The organism is Fulvivirga maritima, assembly GCF_021389955.1.
In the GTDB taxonomy this organism is placed as follows: domain Bacteria; phylum Bacteroidota; class Bacteroidia; order Cytophagales; family Cyclobacteriaceae; genus Fulvivirga; species Fulvivirga maritima.
The window spans coordinates 1,035,196-1,060,253 of sequence record NZ_CP089980.1; the positions used below are offsets into that span (position 1 = coordinate 1,035,196).

18 protein-coding genes and 1 CRISPR repeat array are annotated in these 25,058 nt (G+C 37.1%); all 18 genes read right to left on the reverse strand.

Annotated features, from left to right (window positions below):
- Positions 1-5 precede the first annotated feature (5 nt).
- The 18 genes from LVD15_RS04195 to LVD15_RS04280 all read right to left on the reverse strand — a co-directional run bounded on the left by LVD15_RS04195 (position 6) and on the right by LVD15_RS04280 (position 25,054).
- Positions 6-467 (reverse strand): hypothetical protein, encoded by a 462-nt coding sequence (locus LVD15_RS04195; protein ID WP_233779070.1) that lies wholly within the window; start codon positions 465-467, stop codon positions 6-8.
- A 19-nt stretch (positions 468-486) separates the two neighbouring features.
- Complete coding sequence (locus LVD15_RS04200; protein ID WP_233779071.1) at positions 487-954, reverse strand: hypothetical protein; 468 nt, start codon at positions 952-954, stop codon at positions 487-489.
- 18 nt (positions 955-972) lie between these two features.
- Positions 973-2,661, reverse strand: coding sequence for a hypothetical protein (locus LVD15_RS04205; protein WP_233779072.1), 1,689 nt, complete (start codon positions 2,659-2,661; stop codon positions 973-975).
- On the reverse strand, positions 2,654-3,619 hold the full coding sequence (locus LVD15_RS26805) for an OmpA family protein (RefSeq protein WP_255763377.1): 966 nt from the start codon (positions 3,617-3,619) through the stop codon (positions 2,654-2,656). The genes LVD15_RS04205 and LVD15_RS26805 overlap by 8 nt, the downstream gene beginning before the upstream one ends.
- Positions 3,570-4,103, reverse strand: coding sequence for a type IX secretion system membrane protein PorP/SprF (locus LVD15_RS26810; RefSeq protein ID WP_255763379.1), 534 nt, complete (start codon positions 4,101-4,103; stop codon positions 3,570-3,572). The genes LVD15_RS26805 and LVD15_RS26810 overlap by 50 nt, the downstream gene beginning before the upstream one ends.
- 3 nt (positions 4,104-4,106) lie before the next feature.
- A complete protein-coding gene (locus LVD15_RS04220) occupies positions 4,107-6,581 on the reverse strand; it encodes an FG-GAP-like repeat-containing protein (protein WP_233779073.1) in 2,475 nt (824 codons plus the stop codon).
- Positions 6,582-10,727 carry a T9SS type A sorting domain-containing protein gene (locus LVD15_RS04225; RefSeq protein WP_233779074.1) on the reverse strand — a complete coding sequence of 1,382 codons (4,146 nt, stop codon included), beginning with the start codon at positions 10,725-10,727 and terminating at the stop codon, positions 6,582-6,584.
- Between the two features lie 40 nt (positions 10,728-10,767).
- A complete protein-coding gene (locus LVD15_RS04230; RefSeq protein WP_233779075.1) occupies positions 10,768-11,268 on the reverse strand; it encodes a hypothetical protein in 501 nt (166 codons plus the stop codon).
- A gap of 1,229 nt (positions 11,269-12,497) precedes the next feature.
- Positions 12,498-13,046, reverse strand: a complete 549-nt coding sequence (locus LVD15_RS04235; protein WP_233779076.1) for a hypothetical protein — start codon at positions 13,044-13,046, stop codon at positions 12,498-12,500.
- 231 nt (positions 13,047-13,277) lie between these two features.
- On the reverse strand, positions 13,278-14,222 hold the full coding sequence (locus LVD15_RS04240) for a T9SS type A sorting domain-containing protein (RefSeq protein ID WP_233779077.1): 945 nt from the start codon (positions 14,220-14,222) through the stop codon (positions 13,278-13,280).
- 160 nt (positions 14,223-14,382) lie between these two features.
- The gene (istB, locus tag LVD15_RS04245; protein WP_233779078.1) at positions 14,383-15,117 is read right to left on the reverse strand and encodes an IS21-like element helper ATPase IstB; all 735 of its coding nucleotides are present in this window, start codon (positions 15,115-15,117) and stop codon (positions 14,383-14,385) included.
- Positions 15,118-15,128: 11 nt separating this feature from the next.
- Positions 15,129-16,046, reverse strand: a complete 918-nt coding sequence (locus LVD15_RS04250) for a Mu transposase domain-containing protein (protein WP_233779079.1) — start codon at positions 16,044-16,046, stop codon at positions 15,129-15,131.
- Positions 16,047-16,051: 5 nt separating this feature from the next.
- Entirely contained in the window at positions 16,052-16,651 is a 600-nt protein-coding gene (locus tag LVD15_RS04255) for a hypothetical protein (protein WP_233779080.1), read from the reverse strand.
- A 127-nt stretch (positions 16,652-16,778) separates the two neighbouring features.
- Positions 16,779-17,345 carry a hypothetical protein gene (locus LVD15_RS04260; RefSeq protein WP_233779081.1) on the reverse strand — a complete coding sequence of 189 codons (567 nt, stop codon included), beginning with the start codon at positions 17,343-17,345 and terminating at the stop codon, positions 16,779-16,781.
- Positions 17,346-17,503: 158 nt separating this feature from the next.
- Positions 17,504-22,341: direct repeats of the CRISPR family, unit length 37 nt; unit sequence GTTTCAATCCTTATTCATCTGGATGTTGCTCTGGAAG.
- A 187-nt stretch (positions 22,342-22,528) separates the two neighbouring features.
- A complete protein-coding gene (cas4, locus tag LVD15_RS04265) occupies positions 22,529-23,104 on the reverse strand; it encodes a CRISPR-associated protein Cas4 (protein WP_306416856.1) in 576 nt (191 codons plus the stop codon).
- A gap of 1 nt (position 23,105) precedes the next feature.
- Entirely contained in the window at positions 23,106-23,396 is a 291-nt protein-coding gene (gene cas2, locus LVD15_RS04270; protein WP_233779082.1) for a CRISPR-associated endonuclease Cas2, read from the reverse strand.
- Positions 23,396-24,394 (reverse strand): CRISPR-associated endonuclease Cas1, encoded by a 999-nt coding sequence (gene cas1 / locus LVD15_RS04275; protein WP_233779083.1) that lies wholly within the window; start codon positions 24,392-24,394, stop codon positions 23,396-23,398. The genes cas2 and cas1 overlap by 1 nt, the downstream gene beginning before the upstream one ends.
- Before the next feature lie 15 nt (positions 24,395-24,409).
- Positions 24,410-25,054: a CRISPR-associated endonuclease Cas6 gene (locus LVD15_RS04280; protein WP_233779084.1), complete on the reverse strand. Its 645-nt coding sequence runs from the start codon at positions 25,052-25,054 to the stop codon at positions 24,410-24,412.
- Positions 25,055-25,058 lie beyond the last annotated feature (4 nt).

The following is a 25,058-nucleotide window of genomic DNA, read 5'->3' on the forward strand; positions in this document are numbered from 1 at the left end:
GATTATTAGTTAATGGTTTCGAAATGCACTTCTACACTTACAGAATCTGGTTCATCATCTGTAAAATACTTATAATGAAATTCCATCGTAGTCTCTGTTAAATTCTCCAAATCATATGGTGTATCATCTATCTCTAGCATTTGACTACCATCTTCACTTATATCAAATGTATAAGTTGCATTCTCCTCTTCATCCCAACATGGAGTTTCATTTATATCTTTAATCCAGGTTAGATCTGATTTAAAGGTATAAATGTTATCAAGGACGCATTCTTCTGTTTCATCCACAGAATTCTCTAAAACCTTTACTAATCGCCAGTCTTTACTTGAATTATTAGTTATTAATTGAAGTGTTTCTTCATATGGAGTCAGCTGCTCTTCCGGAGTAACCTCATCATCGTCACTACATGCTATGAAGCCTAAAAAAGAGGCCATTACTATTGCTGAAACTCTAAAAAATTGGTTCATGGGTTTTATTTATTAAAAATTAAAATTTTAAATATTCAGAGATCCAGCCTGAAGACGCATCATCTTCCTCATAAAGGATTTCTAAATGAAGTGTATCAGCATTAAGTTGGGAAATAAGCCTTCTATAAAGGAGGTCTCCATCCTGATTGTAAAAACTTATTGTATCATTACTAGAGTTTAACTCATATAAACGATTGAAACTACTTCCGTCATTATCACATTCTACGCCTCTCCTTTCTCTTGAAAATTCGCTTTCGGTAAACCGATATACATCATCTTTATAGCAGTCATCTATTTCATCTCCTATTGAAGTTATAAATCGGTTTTCTCGCCACTCATGGGCTGTTAACTTAGTTATTATAAGATTTTCTTCAGGCTCCTCAATTGGATCATCTGGTGCTATATCATCATTATCATCATCACTACATGCTGTGAAGCCTAAAAAAGAGGCCATTACTATGGCTGAAATTCTAAAAAATTGATTCATGGTTTAATTCAATAAAAGTTAAAAATTAAAACTATATCCTAGCGTTCCTGTAAACTCAGTAAAATCAGGGGTACTCTCATCTTTTACTGTTCTCCTTAACGTCACTAAATTAAGAGTGAGGTTATGCTTCTTTTTTAAGGTGTAACTTCCATTCGCCCTTAAGTTTATGACCGTATTAATTAAGGATGAATTAGAATAAGCGTTTACACCTCCTATTGAGACACTTGCCCTTACCTTACGGTCAAAAAATGTTCGATTTACCGCCAGAGAGGGGCCTATCATTGAACTTTGCGCTATCTCACTTTCATTTCTTGACGCATTAACTGAAAGAGCAAAAGATGTATTAATAGCAGTGAGCCCTATGTTATATGCCAAATTCATATTGTAAAATCGGGTACCACTATTTTGTTCTACTCCTCCCTGCTTGTCACTGGCATCTTGAAAATTAAAGTTAACATTAACACTTTCTCTCTTTTCTTTACTTGATGACATCATATACACTACAGCAAGGCTGGCATTCTGCGAAATTTGCGTAAAATCTAAAGTATCAAGATTATCATAGGGAGTGAGCTGGTTTAAAGTCTCAAACTGCGATCTTACGTTGGTATAAGTTTGAAAATTAGAATATGAACTAGTGATATTCAATTTCTGAATTGGTGAATAAGTAACATTTAATGATCCTAGCCATCTTCGCATAGCACTCACCTTATTATCATCCAAATTATCTCGTTGCAAGCCACTATTTACGCCCACATTCAGCTTACCTGCCAACATAGACCAATTGAGCTGGGCGGTAATATTCTCCATGTCATTATTAAAATAATACGCTCCGAGAGTTTGATACCCTGGGTCTATTCTTTCATATGTCACACCAAGGGAATACACAGAGAATTGATAGCTTAAACTTCCCTTATAGGCATGATAGTAACTAGAAGAAAATCTGGGTGTATACAATGCTCCTACATGTTGAAAAATATTATTTGCCGCATCACTTTCCTCCGTATTAATATCTCTGGAAAGGGCACTAGAGGCAAATTCTCCAGAGAAGACAAGCCCTTCAATTATTTTTTTACTTCCTTCCACACTTAAAACCAGATTCTCCTGAGGTTTCAAATCGCTAGAAATACTATCTACTGAAGAAGGATCATCAGCTGCTCTAAATAGGGTAGCAGAAATATAATCATTACTTTCTCCGTATTTCACCTGTAATCCATAGCCCATTCTCCTGAATGCCCCCTCTTGCAAGCTATCAGCATCAACGGCTTTTACCAGCCTTCCATACATGGCCTTCACACTCCATTTACCTTCTGGTGTCAACTCTACTCCTCCGCCCAGAAAAAGATGGCCATTTAAGGTATATGGTGAAAAATTCATACTGCTCCAACCTAAATGGGTAGTAACCCATTTATATTTAGGATGTATTCCGTATTGATTAAATGGTTGCTGAAAACTACTATTCTGATTAGACAAACTAAAAGAGAAGGGTATACTCCACCCATAAATACTGAATGCCAACTGGCCTGTCATATAATATGAATACGGATCCCTTCTTCGTTCAATGCCATCAACAGCATACAAGATCTGATTCAGACTTATGCCTCCATTCACTTTTAGAGCCTTACCCTGCCCTATTTGTGAAAGATCCTGACCCTGAACAGAAAATAACGGTAACAGAAAAAATATAGCAAGTAGAAGTCTCTTATTCATAAATAACAAATTCTACTCTACGGTTTTTAGCTCTATTTTCATCTGAAGTATTAGGTACAAGAGGATCTTTGTCTCCTTTACCAGTGGCTTTTAACCTTTCTTGTGAAATACCCTTAGAAATTAGATAATCAATCACTACTGACGCTCTCTGCAAGGCAATCTTTTCATTAGCACTTTCGCTACCAATGTCATCAGTGTGCCCTATCACCTCAAGGTATGTATTAGGATGAGCCTTTAGTAAACTGACCAATTCATCTAAATACTGCTTAGCATCATTATTAAGATTACTTTCATTGAAACCAAATTTGAAGTCCTGCCTCAAGGCTATATTATAATCTCCCTTTTCAGGTCTGAACTGAGCATCCTTACCGGAGGTATTTGTCTTTTTGTCACGAGCAAATTCAATATCCTTCACCTCTCCGATATGATATTCACTCGGAGTTATGACAGTCTGTTCTTTGGATTTCTTTTTGAAGACATTTCTAAATGCCAAACTAACTTCAAAGGCACTTCCGGCCAGGGAGGCATTACCTGAAGAAGGGGTATCATAACTCACACCTAACCTAAAGGAGGGCTGCTGGATTAACACACCTCCTCCAATTCGCCCCTGAGCTCTATATCCGCCATAGAATTCCAGGTAACCATTTTTTATAAGATCAAATGGATTAGTGTTCTCAAAATATTTTTTAACCTGAATACGTGCTTGAGCGAAATGCACATGATTATCAAAAAGATAATAGCCTCCAGGACCAATAGAGATCCCATTATTATTAAAGAGCCTCCAATAGGCTTGCGCACTATAGCTTCTCTCTCGTTTGTATGCTTCTTGCCCCCAGGATATATCAGGATTATTTAGATAATTAGAAGCAACGCCTAAATATCCAACCTCTTTCCCTTCGTCATCTGTCTTATAATAATTTAAACCTGCTCCTAGATTTACAAAATTCTTTTTTCTCAAAGGAGTCCGGCTCTCCCGTTGGTAACGAAGAGTCAAAGCCGTTAAAACTATCCCATTGTGCCCCTGTGTAGATGGTTCCATTACTAAAGTATTGCTGAAACCAACCTAAATTAACACCAAAAGATAAAAGTGAACTTCTGTTTAGATACACATTATAGGCATACCCTCCTTGCACTGCATTGGTAATATATTTCATATCAGTTCCCGTCTGTTGGCGAGTTACTGATAGCCCTATTCCGCTGCGCAATCGATCATCTGATGAAAACAAGGGATAGGTGGCTGTAAGCAAAGACTGGTTCGCCTTTTCTCCATCAGTCAAAGACGTTTCTCTGTATTGTGCAGTGACTCTTAACTCAGGGTATAAAGCTATTCTTGCCGGATTAGTCTCTAGCACAGATTGCTCATACTGACTAAAAATTAAGCCCTGGCTATATACTTTAATGGAAGCTAATAAAATTAATACTATCAGGTAAATTTCTCTCATCTGTTATCTGGCTAATCTGAATGTTCCCTGTTGTTTATTTTGGTAACTCAAAGGACGTCCATCATAGTAATGCCCTTGAATTTTCCACATATAAATACCTGATGGCTGCTTCTCTCCATTGTAAATCCCATTCCACTCATCCTCCTTACTGTTTATTGTTGCCAACCGCTTACCTTGAAGATTGAAAATTTCCAGCTTTACACTTTCAATTCCTGTCCCGTATATTTTAAACACATCATTATTACCATCTCCATCAGGGCTAAAATAATTAGGAATAAAAATCTCTGCATTCACCTTTACCAGCACACTGTCTGTTAATGAGCAGCCATTATTATCTGTTCCTCGCACATAGTAATAACTACTTATCTGAGGGCTTACTTCAACATAGGCATTATCAAATGGCGAGTTTAATCCCTCTTCCGGACTCCATTGGTATTCTATCGCCCCTGAGGCATTAAGGATTCCCACTTCATTTAAACCAATGGCAATGTCATTCCCTGCTTCCACTTCTGGCAGTGGATTTACTGCTACTGTCAAACCTGTACTATCAATAAGGCAATCTTCTATGTAAGTCTTTAAAGTATAGGTAGTATTTACAGAAGGCCATACATTAGGGTTAGCAGCTTCTTTATCACTTATAGCATCACTTCCCTCCCATTCATAATGATATGGCAATAATCCACCTGAAGCAGTAGGAGAACCTCCCAGTTGAACAGTATCTCCCAGGCAAATCACCTTATCACCTCCTGAATTAATTACTGTTTCAGGATTTGCTTCTACTTCAATTGAAGTTTCAACAATACACCCTAAGGCTCTATTTACTGTTAAATTTATCAGTGAAGCATTTGCAGCATCTATGGTTAGTGTATCTTCATTAGAAATAGGTAGAGAAGACCCATTCATAAACCAAGAAGGACTATCTCCTGCCTGTTTATCACTATAACTAAGTATTACACGTTCACCACAATCTATTCTTTTGGTGGTGATTTGTATATCATAACAAACATAAAAGCTTTGTTCCTGAGCAAATGAAGAACTGTTATAACTTTGATCTACTGTCTGCACTCCCCAATAATAAAGTCCCTCTTCCAGTGAATTAAGATCGTAAGCAAGCCCTGTAATCCCCCCCATGTTAGGTGAAAGTAAAGTTCCTGTTGAAATATCTGATAAAGGGCTTTTTATATCCTGAATACCGGGTTGACTTCCTAGGTATAGATTATAAGTCAATCCATCTACAGCTGACTCCACATCACTACCTGCTGTCCATGAAAAACGAGCAGTATCAGCAACCACTTCTACCTGAAGGGCTGAAGGCGCCGTTGGATTACTATTTGTCTCTGAACTATTATTATGATATACGTTACTTATAGGCGAGTTAATAGAATACCCCGTAACAAAAAGATCTAACCTGCCATCATTATCTAAATCCACCCAATTAGCTTCGCCGGATATAATACCTGCTAAAGGCGTGGATGTATCTAGTAATTGACCATTATTATTTCTAAGCAAGTAGGCATTAAAATCCTGACCGTTAAGCCCTCCATAATACAAGTCAATATGTCCATCTTGGTTATAGTCTCCAAAGGCGGCATTACTCAAGGTAGCTTCATCAAAATTTTGAACTAACGTGAAGTTTGACCCATCATTATTAATATATAACTGTGTATAATCATTACCATATCTTGTTCCACTAATCCAGACGTCTGGAAATCCATCTTCATTAATATCTGCGGCTTTAATATTGCCATTGCTTAGGCCAATCAAAGAAGTGGACGTGAGTGTAAAACCTCCCTTACCATCATTTAGATAATAATATGACCGAGGTTGATTATTATTATCTAACCCGTTCATTAAAATATCTTCCCATCCATCTTTATTAAAATCAGCAACCTCTATATCTCCCTGACTCATCCCTTCAAAAAGGTCATTGGACTCTTCAAAATTGTCTCCCGTATTTTGATATAAAAGTGTATGTCTTTCACCCTCTTCATCTACTCCGCTAATAAGCACGTCTTTCAATCCATCGTTATTGAAGTCAATCACCTGAATATTACCAAAACCTAATCCTGTCAAAGTATGACTTAACAGGTAAAAACCAGACTGCCCATAATAATATATGAGGCTTAAAGGATTATTTGAATCATCTACTCCAGTAATAACTATATCTGGCCTACCATCATTATTAAAATCTGCAATAGCGATATCTCCATTGGATAGCCCTGGAAAACCAGACCCCATAGAGGAAAAGGTTCCATCGGTATCATTGAAGAAAACATCTGTTATTTTGGTATTATCTGCCTGTATTCCAAACAAAACCAAATCACTCCAACCATCTCCATTAATATCAGCCCAAGCTGATGCTCCATCACCTACATCAGGAAGTTCATCATTGATTATGGAAAATTGCTGAGAATAGGAGCCATTACATGCAAACAGGACTAAAAACATTCCTGCAAAAAAGCGCAACACATTAATCATCTATTCTATAATAATTTTAAGGGTTTTTGTTATGTCCTCGGACTGTAGTATTAAAAAGTATATTCCTGGTTCCAGATCATCAAAATCAAAAGAGACGTCATACTCCTGAGCTCCCTTTCTTTCTTCAATAGCCATTTCACCTTGACCTTGTAATCTTAAAAACTGAAGTATAATCGGCTGAACTTCTGTAAGCATCACGTTAGCCGTAAACTTTCCACTATTTGGATTAGGGTAAACTGTAAAAGACTTAATCGAATCATCATTTTTTCCAAATTCTTCTTTTGATGTTTCTCCGCTGGCTCCTGTAACTATAATTTCTTTACTCATAGATGCTTCACATCCTCCCAATTGAGTATTTAAGGTGATGGTATAGGTACCCGGCTCAGGAAATATCACTTGCTGATGATAACCATATTTCTCCATGGAGATAACTTCGTCTGGTATTTGCCACTCAGACGTGGTAGGTTCAGGATAAGAAACATTGACTAACACTACCGTATCTCCAGCTACAGCCTCACTTAAGACTAAGTATTCTGCGGATAGTACTTCATTACTGATTTCCAATTCATATTCAGCAGTGCCTGTACAGCCATTCATATCAGTAACTACTACTTCATACCTTCCTGGCATATCTGCCAATAAAGTCTGTGATGTACCTATTTGTTCGCCTTCAAATACCCAGCTATAATCACTTCCAGGGTAGCCTGCATCTAAGAACACTGTTTGGCCTTCACACACTGTACTACCTCCTCCTAAATCTGGGGTAATAGGCAGAGGTTGCTCCAGTAAAATCACTTCAGAAAAAGTACACCCATTAGCATCCACTACATCTAATTGATAAGACCCTGAACACAAGTTATAAAGACCTGAACCAGAAACACCTCCTGACCATGTAAATTCATACGGAGGCGTACCTCCTTGTAATGAAACCTCTAAACTTCCATCACAACCATCATAGCAAGAAGGCTCTCTTTTATCGACCAGAAGTTCAAAGGGCATAGGTGCTGAAATGACCACCTCAATAAAATTGATACAACCTTCTGTATTTTCTATCTGGATAAGATATAAGCCTTCGGGTAAGTTCTCCTTTCTAATCCCCTGGGTTCCATCAGGCCAAGTAGCTATGTCTCCAGGCTGCAATTCAAGGTCAATAACACCATCAGAAAGACCGTAACATGAAACATCATCTACGTTTACAGCAATAGGCTCTGGAGCATTAGTATTGGCTATTCCAAAATATTCTTGCTTAGTGCAACCATTATTATCTGTTATACTGAGTTGATATCTACCTGCTTCTGCATTTGATAAATCACGATCATTACTAATTTCTATCCCGTCCCCATTCTTCCAACTATAAACATAGGGAGGAACTCCTCCACTTATATCAACCCTTACGGTTCCATCTTCTTCCAAACATTCGGTTGACATTATCTCTAAAGGAAGTATGGTTAAAGGGGCAGGGCTATAGATATGCACCTGCTTAGTAAGAGGGCAATTTCCATAACTATCTGATACTATCACTTCATAATCACCTGCTACCAAATCAGTAAAAACACCTTCTTCTAACCAAGTACTGCCCTGATCGATAGAGTATTGATATGGAGGTACCCCTCCCTGTGCTTCTAATGTAAAACTTCCTTCTGCAGCTCCACTACACAATAAATCATTCAATGATATTAACCGCACACTCATTTCTTCTGGATCTTCTATTTGGATGCTCAAACTATCTACACATCCTCTGGCATCTTCAGCATAAAATTGATAATCACCAGCTTCCAATTGACTGAACACTCTATTCTCATATTGCAATTCGTCCTTAATCAATCCGTATTTATATGGCGTATTTCTCCAGCCGCCTGAAGCTTGTAACGTAATAGATCCATCAGCAGAACCAAAACATGTAGCTTGCTGCAGTTGATTATAAGATAAATCAAAATTTAAAGCAGGTTCTTCTATACTAAAGGGAGAACCCGAACGAGGATATGAGCATCCATTGTCATCTTTTACTAATAAATAATAAAGCCCTGCATTCAGACTTTGCATATTAGCAGAAGCCGAAACTGACAGTGTATCTTCACGCAATGTTTGTTTATATTGATCCTGCCACGTTAAATAGTATGGGGCAGTACCTCCCTCAATTGTAGCAGTTACTGAACCATCTTCATCTCCTTTGCAGATAAGTGACGTGGATGACAATAAGGTATTTAGCCTGTCAGGTTGTGGCATAAAGACGGTATCGAATCCCTGGCATCCATAATAATCTTCCATCTTCACTTGATAGTATCCCGATATCAATTGTTCAAAAACAGCACTATCTACAGGACTTTCCGTTGCTCGTTGCTCATCAAAAGGAAACTCGAGATCTGGAGGGACATCTAAATGTGTTAGAGTATAATAGTAACTTTGTCCTTGATATGGCAATCCTTCCTTAGCCAGCAAGCCTACACTAGCAGTAGCGCTACCATAACAGCTGGCAGGCAATATATTTCTAGCATCCAGAATTATTTCATTAGGTTGAGTTAAAGAGGTTGTGGTGGTCAACTCACATCCATTCGGGTCTCTCATTAACACTTGATAGGTAGTATCTGCTTTTAAAGCGCCTATAAATGTTTCTTGTGACACGCCTTGCGTACTAGCCATCAAGTCTGCCCCTATGTATAACTGATAAGGTGTGGCCCCTCCACTTAAAGTGAAATTAAGGGTATCTGTACCTCCAAAACAACTTACATCATAGTACTCACTATTATCATTGGGATTATGATATTCATTTGCCGGAACCACCTGCACAAATTTTAATGGATCGGGGCGACTAAGAATAATATCTTCTGTTCCCTCATAAGCACAGTCATAACGATCAGTAATATCATAAGTATACACAATATTATCACCACTTCCATTTACGGGAGATAATGAGGTATAAACAGAATCATCCTTATATTCAGAAAATCCTTCGTTTGAGCTTAGATGAAATTCATAAGGACTGGTGCCCCCCTCACCTGATAATGTTATGATCCCGTCTTCCGACTCATAACAAGAAACTTCTGCCCCTCCCACATATTTATAGGTTTCAGCTGTGGCTGTAGGTAATGAAGAGGGCTGCTTTATCACTATATCTGTTTTTGAGTAACATTGGGTAGTGTTATTTTTATCTTTCACCTCTATATAAATAGGATATGATCCAGCGGCTAAATTCGAAAATATCACTGGACTACTCTCACTTATCTCCCCTATTGGATGATCATTTCCTCCGCGATCACTGTCCATGGTGATATATAATTCCCTATCATCATCGACTCTTTTAATGGATATGTAGCCTGAGTTATCTCCTTTACAAAGTACATGTTGGATATCAAAATACGCATTAGAGTACAATGGCTCTTCGTCTTTATTAAGTACACCATCTACTTCTTGCGGCACACCAATAATTGGAGGTGGTGGCGGCAAAATATCTACAGGTAAGCTGTTAGAGCTGTAATCAAGATTAGTTACATTGTCTTCATAAAAAATCTTTACCGAATAATACTTAGTAACATTTTCACTTACTTCAGGGGTTGGTATTTTAATGGCATAAAGGCCATGTGGTGAATCCTGAGTACTTGTAGCAATTAGATTCCATTTCAAATCATATATAGGCACATTATACTTACACCCTTCTTTGCTACAAATTCCCGTACAATCCAAGTCGCTATCTACATCTCCATGGGTTCTATCAATATTACATTGTAAACAAGCATCATCAACCTCATCAGAACATTGCTGATTCATCCTTTCTTCATATCCTATTACTATCTGTTCCCCTTTAACATTTTCATACCATTCTATTTTCTCAATTTTATCATCTATTATTGGGTAATTTCCAGGTTTCCAAAAAATATAATAATTGTAATCATAATCACTATCAGTTCCGCACACTACCCGGGAACCTGAAGGGTTGGGATTATCTTTATCATAATCCCCCTCGTAAGCAAATAGAGGAGCATGCATTACTGGAGGGGTGATGGTATATCTAATTTTAAAACTGTATTTATTATTTAATTCGGTCTCTGCTGAAGAAAAAGTAAACACCCCTGATCCCATATCTGCATCAATGCTAATTGATCGTTCAAAAACAGCATTAATATGATCATTATCATCTTGGCAACTCATACCAATGGAGTTACAATTACAATCGGATTGATACCTACTATCATCCTGACAATCCTTTTTCAAACCCCTCAAACCTTATATTAAAATCAAGACCTCCATTTTTAAGGTAAGAGTCGTCCTTATTGAAAATATTGTAAGGTAGTAATGGGCCTATTCGATTTCCTATTGAATTTTCAGCTTCAGTGATACAATTACCTTGAGGAAAATCATTAACTCCTATACTAACTCCGCCTCGATATAAATTATCATCCTCTTCTTTTAGTTTAGCCCAAATTTTCCAACGATACTCAAGTAATGAATCACCATCAGGGTCCCCAAAACCACAAACTTCTATTACTTCTAACTTAACCCTGTACTGCCCCTCCTCATAAGATTCCTGAGCTCTCACTTGAGTAAAGGCACATAGACTCAGTAAAAAGTGGAAAAAAATTAAGAAAGCTAGATTTATATAAGGTTTAGAGCAATCCTTAGAAAAGAGTTTTTTCATAAAAGCAAAAAAATAAACAACAAAACCAAATTTATAACTAAAAGAAGTAATCAATGAATCATTTAAATATTAAAACCCCAACCACATGACTAAACAATGCTTAAAATAAAATATAACAGAATCAGATCGCCTCTTATATTTATATTATATATTAGATTCAATATAAATATGCGAGGTGCTAAATAGGTAACCTCGATTAAAAAAGATTAATAATATATTCCTTAATTAAGTAATTTTATAATTATTCAAAACGGAAATAAAGCCAATAGCCCAAATCTCACACAGAATTAAGTTAACTTCCTTAAATTCAGCTAATAAATATAGTTTGAAGGAAAGTCGTGATAATAGGACAGAAAACTCTAACTAAATTTTTCTATTCTATTGTAAAATCCTCACATAAACTTAGACGCATAAGAAGTGGTTAATTCTACAATTGAGGTTATATGATATTATAGCAAACTGCTTAACCTAATAAACACCTCCCCAATTTCCATTCAAACCTACAGGCTGAATAAGGCTCTTTCCGTTCCTGCAATCGCCCCATTCAACCTAGCACAACAAGCCTTTTTACTTACCCGCCCACTCCCCTGGGTAAGTCAATACCCTTGTTTTTTTCCTCGCTCAGTTTCTATACAGTAATTCGGAACCTGCTCACATTTCTAACCGCAAAAATATATCACAATACAAAGCCTGTAAAGGGTATATAAACAGTGCCCTACTTAGCCCTTCCCTACTGCCCTTGACATACTTTGTATATTAATATGAACTGGCATTTAAGAAATGACGACTGATTCTCTGGAGCAGGTAAAAGATATGATTATACGACTTAGATATACCCTCCCCTTTTATGTGAGTGACCTGTTGGGGTGGCCACAGCAAGATGTACAAATGTATACATTTGGATCTTGACCTAACGGTAATTGGCCATGCTCGCAACTCGCATAGAGTGAATGAAACACACCTAAGTTTAATCTATCTATGATCTGTAAGAATTGGCATTACTCACTTTCATAAACACTGACAGCTTAGGCTTTAAATACCATTCCGAATTCTTTTTTGGAAATAATATTGGTTATTAATATTTACTCATGTTTTATTCAGTGTCAAAATGGCGGAATTGATTGGCTTGGTAAAACAGAGTTTTGTGAGACTTTTTAAAGTCCTACGCAATAACTTACACTATAGATATTAGAAGCTGCGGCACTCTTACCACTGAGAGGAGAATGGCGCAAAAGGTGCTGAGAGGTTCAATTTCTTCATAACGAGAACTTCTCCATTAGATTCTATTCCTTTAATTGTTTAATGCTCCATCTCGTTGCGTAGATCAGATAACGAAAAATGAAAACAATGCCTATTAAATAAATCGCGATCAAAATCATCATATCTTCAGTAACTCCTTTAAAAAATAAATTCTCTCGATTTTGTTTTAATTGATTTTCAAGGGTCTGAATATTAACCAAATACCTTTCGGATTCTTTATCGTTATGGATTTTTTCCAAAAACTGATCCTCTGAGCTGTTTACCTTATTATTATCTTTTAAATACTCATAAGTTTTTAGTGCTAAGGTTTGGTCTTTTAAATCGCCAATAAATTCAATACGACCAGGCATATCTACGGAAAAATTCTCCTTTATAAAATAATAAACTTTTAACCGGTACGGAAGGCTTTCAAAATCAATCAATTCGTCAATTTGCTTATTAATCTCTTCTCTATCTCTATAATTTGATCGATACAGTATATCCCATGACACAATCAGCATTATATATACAACACATGTTCCTATAATAAATAAGAATTCTCTTGCTATTATTTTTTTACTTCCTTTATTCATTAGAATAATTAGAGATTACAGTTTAGTGATTTTTAATCAAAATCTAAATGAATAGCAGCATTTTGTGAGACCTTTTATATAAAAAAAGCAGTCTTAATTTTGATCAATTAACTCCGTTAAGTTTTTCATAATCGTGAATCATTGATAGCCAAGACTCCCACTTTTTCTTAAGAAAAAGTTAAAAAGAACATGACTGGCCTCAAAAGGCTAGCAAGTTTTTCTAAGACTTTCCTACAATACGACTAATCTCTTTGTTATTCTGATATTATTTTTTTTCGTTAATACCAAATAATAGGCTCCAGTAGCGAGATCACTCGTCTTTATCCTACCCTTTTGTTCTTCAATAAAATATTGATAAACCTTCTGCCCTAAATTATTATAAATAATTATTTGATAAGGAGCTTGACAAGCGTCATTCATCGTAATTTCAATATTGCCTCTTGTAGGGTTCGGGTTAACCTGAACACTGGCTTCTGTGCCACATGGAATGTTGGGATTATCTGAAGGACTTAGAGTTTGAAATGTTGCTTGAATATAATTGGGAAGGTCTAATCCCACCCTGTTTTCATTCCATGCAAGTGATTTGACCGTTAAGTTACAAGAGCGCCCCAAACTGTTGGGATTATTAATGACCAAAAGTGAATTATGATTTACCGAAGCATTAGAACTCAAATTACCGGAACCATAAATCCTACCATCGGGCCCAATTTGTAAACTAATATTGGCTAACCCGAAATAATCTCTTACTGCAGGATTATTTCGAAGAAGGCCAACACGGGTGCTTTCTGGTGAGGTATCAGTTAAATTAAACTGATACAAGAAATCTCCGGCCCCTACCCCTTCATCCGAGTAGCCATGCAAATACAATAACTCACTATTTGGAGAAAAAGAAACACCGTATTGGAAAGCGTAATTACCCAAATCTTGTGGATTAGATATTTGGCCTGACACATCATCAAAATCGAATACCTGGAAAAGGCCAAGCCTTGTCTGATTAGCAGATCGCAAGTTTACAGCTAGTTTTTTACCGTTTGGAGAAGGCTTCATATGGCCCTGTAGTTCTGTAAGAATATATTTATGAGAAGTGCCAATATGAATATTATGAATTAAACTAATGCCTGATGAAGCAATCTGGTAAATTTTAAAAATATCATTGTTGGCCTCATGTAAAATCAACCAGTAATCTGTTCCATTGGCATGTGGTATGGCTGCTATTTTCTCCGTAACGCTATCTACTGGCTATTTCGGTCGGACTATGCCAGTTGTTTCGGTCGGACTATGCCAGTGATTTCGGTGTATCTATGCCACTTTAAGAGTTTCGTAATTTTAGTAAATATTAATGTTTCAACATACCTTTTCTCAAAGATTCTCCTTTGAGATCTATTCTATGAGAAGAGTTAACGAGCCTGTCTAATATGGCATCAGCAATAGTGCCTTCACCAATAATATCATACCAGGCTGATACTGGTATTTGAGAGGAGATTATAGTTGAAGTTTTTCCATGACGATCATCGATAATATCCATAAGTACTTCTCTTGCCATATTGTCCATGCTTTGTAAACCAAAATCATCTAGTATTAAGAGTTGGGCAGAGGTAATTCGTTTAAGTTCTTTGATATAGGTGCCATCTACTTTGGCGAGTTTCATTTTGTTGAACAGGCGAGCTGTTACCTGATAGATGGTGTTATAGCTCATCAGACAAGCTTGTCTGCCTATGGCCTGACTCATAAAGCTTTTGCCGACTCCTGAAGCACCTGTGATAATGATGTTTTCACTTTGCTTGATGAACTGTAAGGAGGACAACCTGTTGAACATGTTTTTATCCAGATTCCTATTTTCAGAGAAGATTATTTCATCCATGTCTGCCTGCTGCTTAAAGGTGGCTTTTTTCATCAGCCGTGTAATCTTCTTATTCTGCCTGTCTTCCCATTCACTTTCAGTGAGTAAGGCCAGGTATTCATCTGGGGTACATTTTTGATAAGCATTGCTGCTGAGTTGTTGTCTGTGCAGTTCAGCCATCGCAGACAGCCTCATGGATTTTAATTTTTCTATTGTTTGATTATTGTTCATAAAATTATTGTTTACTGGTAATGGTTAGCCCCTCTGATGTTTTTGTGAGAAGGGATATGTGATTGATGATTTTCTTGTTCTATTTCATGCTCGTCCATATTATTACTGAGTATATTTTTGAGCCTTTGATAGCTGTATGTGTCATGATGAACAGCCCTTAGGCAGGCTTTATCTACACGCTCATGGCCATAGTTTTTGGCCAGCATTAAAATGCCCATGGCTCTTTTGTAGTTAATCTCAGGATAGTCCCCCTGCAGAAATAAACCCGTCATAAACAGCTTTACATTTACACCTATTTTACCTCCCTGATCAGAAAAATACTGGGGACTCCATTGGCTATAAGCACGGTGTGTACTGGAGAGGTGATTCTTATTAGTAATATAAGCTCCCTTACTCATTACTCTATTATGCAGCGCAATGCGTTGGCTTTTGTAGTATACTTCAACATGTTTGGAGGTATACTGTATCTGGGTTTGAGATCCAATGTAGCGATAGGGAACGCTATAATAAGTCTTGTCAGCCGAGAAGTAGACATATCCCATCTTCTGTACCTTGGCTCTGGCGTATTCTTTAACCTGATAAGTACTTTGGGGTAAGCTTTTTAGAAGGGATGATTCTACGGATTGGAACAGCTCTTTTCTGGAAGCTTCTTTTCTTTGAAAAAGTACATTATTATAGCCCTTAAGATGATGCTGAATCTCTTCATTAAGCGCTTCAATAGAGAAGAAAGTCATTTTACGCATAGGGTAATAAATGCGCTGGTAGACCAGCTGAACAGCATTTTCTACCAAAGCTTTATCTTGTGGTGCATAACTACGTGTGGGGTTTATGGCACACCCATAGTGATGAGCGAAGTCTTTGAAAGTTTTATTAATAACCGCCTCATACTTACTGGATCGGGTAACTGCCGATTTAAGGTTGTCTGACACGATGGCTACAGGTACTCCTCCAAAGAAGCGGAGTGCATTATTGAGGCATTGAATAAAGTCCTCCCTTTTTGACTTTTACATGCTTCCACATAAGTATACTGACTAAAAGGAAGTGTGGCCACAAAAACTTCTACCTGGCTTACTTCTCCTGTAGATGGATCTACTACTTCTAATTTCTTACCTGCAAAATCAACATAAAGCTCTTTTCCTGCCTTGTGCTCTAACTTCATAGAACCTTTGGCCTGTTTGTACTTACGCTGATAATGGGTGGTAAACTGAGTGTAACTGTAACTATCCTGAGTTTGCTCAGCATACAACTGGTAGTGGTACTGAAGGGTAAAGCCTGGGTGATGACGCTGTGGGTGCATGGTCTCAAAAAAACGCATTAAAACTGCATAACGATCATTGTTTATGGTTGTCTTAGACGAAAACAGTTCTTCTAAGGCATCAGTATCCAACTGTAGCAATGCTTCCATGGGCTGGTCGCTTGACTGAAGTGATCGCAAATAATGGTTAACAGTGTTTCTATTCACACCCAGGGTCAAAGCAATTTGCCGATTGCTCAGCCCTCTCAAATGAAGATTGATAATTTGTTTTAAGTCCATTATGTCAAGTTTATTCGCCATCCTTTTTTTGGGGCGATATTAACAATCAATGAGCTCTTAAAGTGGCATAAATCGAACCGAAATAGGTGTCAATTATTATAATATGGTGGCACAAATCGAACCGTAATCAAATAGATACACTGGCACGGTTTGAACCGAAATCACTGGCATATACCTTACCGAAATGGGTGGCATAAATCAAACCGTTGTATCCATCTACCAAAAATATATTCTTTTTATCAGACAATACATCCCCCAGATTATTATCTAGCGAAATATCTATTATGGAATAATATACCGCTGCCTTTCTGGAAATTAATTCACTAACATATGGATCCGTTTTGATAGTAAACAAATAGAATTTTGTTTGACTATTAGGGACGGGCACAACATAGGAAGTATTAGTTGAATTGGAAGAGCCTATCAATCCATTTCCATTCGGCATAATGTTATGATTGCTATTCCAAACCTGAAGCCCGTTACTGTAAAACAGAAGGGCACCAGTTTTTGAATTTGACCAGGAACTAGTAGCACCTATAGATGTCATTTGACTACTATTTACACTTTGCAGCTCATTACTTGAAAAGGTAACAGCAGCCCGATCTCCGAAATACCAATTATTTGCTTCCTTCTGAGCAAAACACTCATTGATGAAGCTTATAATAATGAACAAGGTCGATAACCAATATTTCATAATAAAAAGAACGGAAAAACAAAGAGCTTGTTGCTCCTTGTGAATTTCCGTCAAGGAATTTATTTCTGAGTTGAGGTAGGACTTAGAGCACTAGCGCAACTTCCCGAACAGTCTGGAGGTCCACCTTTTAGTCCCCCTCATTTTGATTACTGCAGAGAGTTTCAATCCTTATTCATATGAATGTTGCTCTGGAAGTCATCGTCCACAGGGATAGTTATGCATTGTCCACGTTTCAATCCTTATTCAACTGGATGTTGCTCTGGAAGAACTCCACTCTACCTAAGGATATCGAGTATGGAGGGTTTCAATCCTTATGCATCTGGATATTGCTCTGGAAGGATAAGGGATAATCTTAGCATGTCAATCCTTAATAGGTTTCAATCCTTATTCATCTGGATATTGCTCTGGAAGTTCTAAAGATTAGGCATTTGATTTGGATATAACCAAGTTTCAATCCTTATTCATCTGGATGTTGCTCTGGAAGAATTTTCCTTTGCTTTGTCTACCCTGTCTTGACTGGTTTCAATCCTTATTCATCTGGATGTTGCTCTGGAAGAGAGCCGTTATTTATCAAGCCGTCGTGGTGAATGTGTCTCAATCCTTATTCATCTGGATGTTGCTCTGGAAGTTAAAAGAAATAATATAGTGTTATGCATAAGTATTAGTTTCAATCCTTATTCATCTGGATGTTGCTCTGGAAGTAAGTCCTCCACGTCTTGCCGTTTACTGTTAGATCGTTTCAATCCTTATTCATCTGGATGTTGCTCTGGAAGTATTTTATGATGGCGCTCCTTATGACAAAGGACTTAGTTTCAATCCTTATTCATCTGGATGTTGCTCTGGAAGTCATGTCTTTCTTTTTTTAAGATTAGAAAGAATCTCTAGTTTCAATCCTTATTCATCTGGATGTTGCTCTGGAAGACTGGTATATTTGGTTACACCGGAGCAACCGCTTCAGTTTCAATCCTTATTCATCTGGATGTTGCTCTGGAAGCAAAATTACCTGACCATTTTCATCTTCCTCAGAAAGTTTCAATCCTTATTCATCTGGATGTTGCTCTGGAAGTTTAACACTTATAACAATTACAATTATGGCTAAGGCGTTTCAATCCTTATTCATCTGGATGTTGCTCTGGAAGTTATGTCCGCTGGCTTCAGAGAGCTGATCCTGACTGTTTCAATCCTTATTCATCTGGATGTTGCTCTGGAAGATAATTGCTTGATTCTATCGGCCATATATCCTGTGTTTCAATCCTTATTCATCTGGATGTTGCTCTGGAAGATAAAATTCTAAAACCATGAATGTCTTAAAAACACGTTTCAATCCTTATTCATCTGGATGTTGCTCTGGAAGAAGATTATTTTCTACATATTATACTTAAGTGACCGTGTTTCAATCCTTATTCATCTGGATGTTGCTCTGGAAGTAAATATCCAGAATCCCCTTGTAGTTTAGACCTTTGTTTCAATCCTTATTCATCTGGATGTTGCTCTGGAAGACCCTATGACCAGGGCAGGCAAGCAATACTACCTATGGTTTCAATCCTTATTCATCTGGATGTTGCTCTGGAAGTAAATTATCTCTATTCATTATTAATTGAATGTCTGGGTTTCAATCCTTATTCATCTGGATGTTGCTCTGGAAGGAGAAACGGATTGTTCATTTCCTGTAAGAAGGGTATGTTTCAATCCTTATTCATCTGGATGTTGCTCTGGAAGTTGTGTTATCATGATGTAATATAAGTTATTTGAGTGTTTCAATCCTTATTCATCTGGATGTTGCTCTGGAAGTAACGGTCTAAGGCAACTAATTTTTAATTGTGATTAGTTTCAATCCTTATTCATCTGGATGTTGCTCTGGAAGTCTACTAAGTGCTTACCCATCACCGATTTGCTGAAGTTTCAATCCTTATTCATCTGGATGTTGCTCTGGAAGAAATATCTTCAATTCTTTAACGCTTTCCAGATCGAGTTTCAATCCTTATTCATCTGGATGTTGCTCTGGAAGATAAAAATTGTGTGTGTATTTGCGGATTGTTAACGAGTTTCAATCCTTATTCATCTGGATGTTGCTCTGGAAGTCCTTAACTAGCAGAAAATTATCATTAGGATGCGAAGTTTCAATCCTTATTCATCTGGATGTTGCTCTGGAAGTCGATGGGTTCCATTCCGCCGTTTCAATGTAAACAAGTTTCAATCCTTATTCATCTGGATGTTGCTCTGGAAGTGCAGCATTAAGAGATACGGCATACATAGAGTATGAGTTTCAATCCTTATTCATCTGGATGTTGCTCTGGAAGGTTGTCAGAGCCAGACCGAGCAGCTGTGAAGCATCGTTTCAATCCTTATTCATCTGGATGTTGCTCTGGAAGTAGTTTAGATGAGAGCTTATTCCTTAGGTTGTTTGAGTTTCAATCCTTATTCATCTGGATGTTGCTCTGGAAGACCCCCCGGTTCCGCCCCTTACATTATCTACATTAAGTTTCAATCCTTATTCATCTGGATGTTGCTCTGGAAGCAAACCGGTTTTTCTTATCGGGCTTTTTCCCTACAGTTTCAATCCTTATTCATCTGGATGTTGCTCTGGAAGTTTGATACATTCCTGAAAAACAATCCTAAGCCATCGTTTCAATCCTTATTCATCTGGATGTTGCTCTGGAAGAAATGATTACGGATCTAAAACAGCCATGGACATATTGTTTCAATCCTTATTCATCTGGATGTTGCTCTGGAAGGGATCATCTAAAGCCCCTAACTCTTCACTTTTCCATTTTTGTTTCAATCCTTATTCATCTGGATGTTGCTCTGGAAGTTATGGAAGCACTTAAGATTGACACATCTAAGCTTGGTTTCAATCCTTATTCATCTGGATGTTGCTCTGGAAGAGCTAGTTTCTGGAATTTACTCCTATTCAATGACTAGTTTCAATCCTTATTCATCTGGATGTTGCTCTGGAAGAATACCTTTAAAAACACTTAAAAAAGAATTGATAAGTTTCAATCCTTATTCATCTGGATGTTGCTCTGGAAGGATTTTGACCAATTCAGAGAACGTAAGAAAATACAAGTTTCAATCCTTATTCATCTGGATGTTGCTCTGGAAGAAGATTATTGGGAAAGAGGGTTGAAACAAAAAGTAGAGTTTCAATCCTTATTCATCTGGATGTTGCTCTGGAAGACCTAATAAGGGAATGTTTAACGTAAAATAAAATTGTTTCAATCCTTATTCATCTGGATGTTGCTCTGGAAGCAACATAGCTTTAATTTCCTCAAATAAATATTCAGGTTTCAATCCTTATTCATCTGGATGTTGCTCTGGAAGCCATCATCTTTTTCTAATATGGTTTTCAGTTTTTCGTTTCAATCCTTATTCATCTGGATGTTGCTCTGGAAGTGACAGAAGCTTAGTTATTACTTACGGAGGGACTGGTTTCAATCCTTATTCATCTGGATGTTGCTCTGGAAGACAAGTACCAAAGGACACTGTTCAGGTTATCGCAAAGTTTCAATCCTTATTCATCTGGATGTTGCTCTGGAAGTTGGCAAGGTCATCCAAAAAACAGTGAATATAATACGTTTCAATCCTTATTCATCTGGATGTTGCTCTGGAAGTATAGTATTCCACGCTAAAATAGGATATTAAATATGTTTCAATCCTTATTCATCTGGATGTTGCTCTGGAAGCTTCTGAGGAATATACTTTTACTTTTTTCATAAGTCGTTTCAATCCTTATTCATCTGGATGTTGCTCTGGAAGTCTTATTTTTTTCATAGTTCAATTTTTGAAGTAATGTTTCAATCCTTATTCATCTGGATGTTGCTCTGGAAGTGTAATCTTTCATGTACTAGCTTTTAACTACCTTTGTTTCAATCCTTATTCATCTGGATGTTGCTCTGGAAGTGACCATGATGTGTATTTTTCAACAACTTTTTTTGGGTTTCAATCCTTATTCATCTGGATGTTGCTCTGGAAGTCAACGAGATTCAACTGTAAGTGTAAGTGTAAGTGGTTTCAATCCTTATTCATCTGGATGTTGCTCTGGAAGCAATATACATTAGCCCCATTAGCCTCCCATGTGTCGTTTCAATCCTTATTCATCTGGATGTTGCTCTGGAAGTCTGAAATATATGAAAGTGATTGGACTCAATTAACTGTTTCAATCCTTATTCATCTGGATGTTGCTCTGGAAGCCATGACCGCGTAGCTAACTTACCTTCAATGTAAATGTTTCAATCCTTATTCATCTGGATGTTGCTCTGGAAGACAAATCCTGACCAAAAAAAATGGACTGATTCCCCGTTTCAATCCTTATTCATCTGGATGTTGCTCTGGAAGAAATTACACACTCTTTACTATCACGATAATAAGTTGTTTCAATCCTTATTCATCTGGATGTTGCTCTGGAAGTTATCTCCCTCTGTAATATTCGTAACCATCTTCAGTGTTTCAATCCTTATTCATCTGGATGTTGCTCTGGAAGTTTCATGAAGCGAGCATGAGAATGAGCGCAGAAGATTGTTTCAATCCTTATTCATCTGGATGTTGCTCTGGAAGTTTGAAAACTTCATATCTTACAGGGGGCAGACTTCGTTTCAATCCTTATTCATCTGGATGTTGCTCTGGAAGTCAGAGTCTAACCTTTTGTATAGAGATATTATTAGTTTCAATCCTTATTCATCTGGATGTTGCTCTGGAAGGCTAACAAAAGCATCGATAACAAAATCAATAAACTCGTTTCAATCCTTATTCATCTGGATGTTGCTCTGGAAGAAAAGGCTGATTTCTGGAAGCAGAATAAATGCGATTATGATAGTTTCAATCCTTATTCATCTGGATGTTGCTCTGGAAGCTTCCGTACCTGGAGCCAGCTTTTTGAGCTGATTATCGTTTCAATCCTTATTCATCTGGATGTTGCTCTGGAAGAGAAAGCAGGTGATAACATACGATACCGACAGGGATGTTTCAATCCTTATTCATCTGGATGTTGCTCTGGAAGCCGCCCTAATCATAAAACACTGTAAATTAGATAAATATAGACCAATTATGTAAATTGTTTTTACACTTTTCATCATTTCAAAGAACGATTTAACATTATTTCCTAAAAATCTCCGCCCTTTTAAAAACCTGACATTCAACAATTTAAACACCATCTCTATCATCATTAGAATAAATTAACAGGCGGATTACTTTATACATATATTCCTATACGTGCAATTTAAGCATCTACGCTTAAATTTTGTAGCTTTCGGATAATAGTTATTATTGATAATTCTCTCTATCTGTTCAATCGTTTCGCTAATTAATAATTTATCCTCACTTTTAATCTGCACTTCTACCAACTTATTTTTTGAACGGGTATAAACTATAAAACCCTTGTGCACTGGCCTTTTAAATTTTTCTTCTATTAATACGGCATAACAAAAGAGCTGTTGCTGATAGGTATTATAAATTTTGTCTTTATACTCTGCAAATTTATAGTCTAAAGGAGCCATTGTGTCATCATTTAAAAGTAACACCTCATCCACTTTTCCTCTAAGCACATCATTAGTTAAATACTGGTCCTGCAACTTTTCTTTAACACCTATTTTCTTTCTCAGATAATCTTTATTTCTTTCCAATTTCTCACTATGAACCTCACGACCCTTTATAGCCTTATAAAATTTCTCTTCATATTGAGGTATGGTAAGTACATATTCAAAATAAGTATATCTAGGGCAAAAAAGATGTTCTATAATATGTGAAGGCGTTATAGACATCATTTTAAAAGAAAAGCGATCTTATTTCATCAGTAACAAATTCCTTATCAAAGGCCTGCCCTAAAAGCACCGTCCTATTTAATTCTTCCTTAGACATGGGAAAAATATATACTGAATCTGTTTCTTCATCTATCAATTCTTCCAGAAGCAAACTCAAAGTATCCTGCTGATTGGCCGTAAGCATTCCGAGAAATACTGAATATTGCACCCTATAGAGTCCCGCATGCAAACAAGCTTTAGCTATTTTACCTCTCGGTTTGTCCTTCTTAATATCATACATTACCCAGGTAATCATTATAATTTTTCTATTAATCGATTAGCAAATTGATGAGCTTCCAACTGTAAAGCATTGGCTCTTGTTTGATTTCTACCTTTATACCTAATAACCTGTACATCAAAAAATTTGGTGAAATTCTCTACTAAAAAGGGCTTACCTTCCGCATTTAGAGTTACCCCTCCCACTATTTCATCAAAAAAAGATTTTTTTACCTTCTTGGTTGAAAACAGCACGAAAACACAGCGCTCAGCGTAAATTCTGTATGGTTCAATAAAATCAAAAACCAGGCTTTTCATATTATAATCATCTCTATGTAGAAACCCCACATATGGATCCAGGCCTGCCAACATCAATGAACGCTCTACCCTACTATATAGAATACCATAACAATAATTTAGCATTGCATTAAATGGATCTTTTGCAGGTCTAAAACTTCTTCCCTGAAAAGCAAATTCAGGGTGAATAGACTTACTCAGTGCTCCAAAATACAACCTGCCTGAATTACCTTCCATTGCCCTTATCATATCTGCATGCTCCTGCACAACACCTCCGTTAAGTTCCTTGATACGTAATCGATAATTAAGTATTTGATCCTGTTGATGTTGTAAATATGGCAGCAACGTTGATCTGTGCTTAGCCAAGTCTTGCAGATAGTCGGCCTGATTCTCCAGTTTTTTCATTATCCATTGCTTCACCCACTCCAATCCCTCCTCTCCTAGACTTGCCTCTAATTGCCGTTTTCTTATTTTCGTAGTACTACCTAATTTACTATGCCAGAACCTGCCCATGGGGTGCCCATCATTTTCCACTACCACAATATCTATATTGTGCTTTAACGCAAGAGCTACAGCATCAGTAGAAATAGCAGACCCTTTACTTACAATAAAGGAGGTAATTTTGTGAGCGGCAATATGATTAATCTTCACTTTCTTTTCTTCTTTATCTTTAACCTTTATCTCGAACATATCATCCTTTACATGAAGATATGTTCCGTAAGTGTTGATAAATATTTGCATAATAATACTAGACAATTAATGAATAGTGCCAAAACCTCTGGAAACAGCTTTTCCTATACCAAGATTCTTAGGCAGGTGAGCATTAATGGTGAATCCTCCCTCAAAAGCCAGCATATGATTATTTTTAAAATGAGTACTTTTCTCTTTTACCTTAACACTGGCCATTAAACGCTGATGTTCAACTAAGTGTACTCCCATATTTTTAAATAATGACAACACATTTCCCACTAAAATCTTATTTAACATATTCTGCTTTTCAGCTGAATTCAGCTGCATGTAAATACCGTAATTCTTCTGATTAAGCGCCATCCATAAGGTATGAAAATTATATTCCAAAAGATAATCGGCATATCCAAGCTCCATTTTTTTACTTTCTATATTCTTTGACCTAATCTCATAATATTGCCCCTCAATCTCCAACTGTTTAATTTTCAAGAACAATTGTACTAGTAACTCTGCCCCCTCTTCGATGGCCACCAGTGTGGGTACGCCATTTAATACTTTATACTGCACCAAAGGATATTGGTACCTTAAAGTACCGTCATTAAAATGATTATGTAAGAGTGGAGAATATTCTTTAAATACGGATCCGAAATATCCTCTAAGCTTGTGGGAATCGCGGGTTTGAAGCTGAATTTCCGGAAACTGGATTTGAGTCAATTGG

What these genes read in the sequence shown, in the direction of transcription:
- LVD15_RS04195 (WP_233779070.1), bottom strand. Translation starts at nt 467, where the DNA reads ATGAACCAATTTTTTAGAGTTTCAGCAATAGTAATGGCCTCTTTTTTA.
- LVD15_RS04200 (WP_233779071.1), bottom strand. Translation starts at nt 954, where the DNA reads ATGAATCAATTTTTTAGAATTTCAGCCATAGTAATGGCCTCTTTTTTA.
- LVD15_RS04205 (WP_233779072.1), bottom strand. Translation starts at nt 2,661, where the DNA reads ATGAATAAGAGACTTCTACTTGCTATATTTTTTCTGTTACCGTTATTT.
- LVD15_RS26810 (WP_255763379.1), bottom strand. Translation starts at nt 4,103, where the DNA reads ATGAGAGAAATTTACCTGATAGTATTAATTTTATTAGCTTCCATTAAA.
- LVD15_RS04220 (WP_233779073.1), bottom strand. Translation starts at nt 6,581, where the DNA reads ATGATTAATGTGTTGCGCTTTTTTGCAGGAATGTTTTTAGTCCTGTTT.
- LVD15_RS04225 (WP_233779074.1), bottom strand. Translation starts at nt 10,727, where the DNA reads ATGAGTTGCCAAGATGATAATGATCATATTAATGCTGTTTTTGAACGA.
- LVD15_RS04235 (WP_233779076.1), bottom strand. Translation starts at nt 13,046, where the DNA reads ATGAATAAAGGAAGTAAAAAAATAATAGCAAGAGAATTCTTATTTATT.
- istB (WP_233779078.1), bottom strand. Translation starts at nt 15,117, where the DNA reads ATGAACAATAATCAAACAATAGAAAAATTAAAATCCATGAGGCTGTCT.
- LVD15_RS04255 (WP_233779080.1), bottom strand. Translation starts at nt 16,651, where the DNA reads ATGGACTTAAAACAAATTATCAATCTTCATTTGAGAGGGCTGAGCAAT.
- LVD15_RS04260 (WP_233779081.1), bottom strand. Translation starts at nt 17,345, where the DNA reads ATGAAATATTGGTTATCGACCTTGTTCATTATTATAAGCTTCATCAAT.
- cas4 (WP_306416856.1), bottom strand. Translation starts at nt 23,104, where the DNA reads ATGATGTCTATAACGCCTTCACATATTATAGAACATCTTTTTTGCCCT.
- cas2 (WP_233779082.1), bottom strand. Translation starts at nt 23,396, where the DNA reads ATGATTACCTGGGTAATGTATGATATTAAGAAGGACAAACCGAGAGGT.
- cas1 (WP_233779083.1), bottom strand. Translation starts at nt 24,394, where the DNA reads ATGCAAATATTTATCAACACTTACGGAACATATCTTCATGTAAAGGAT.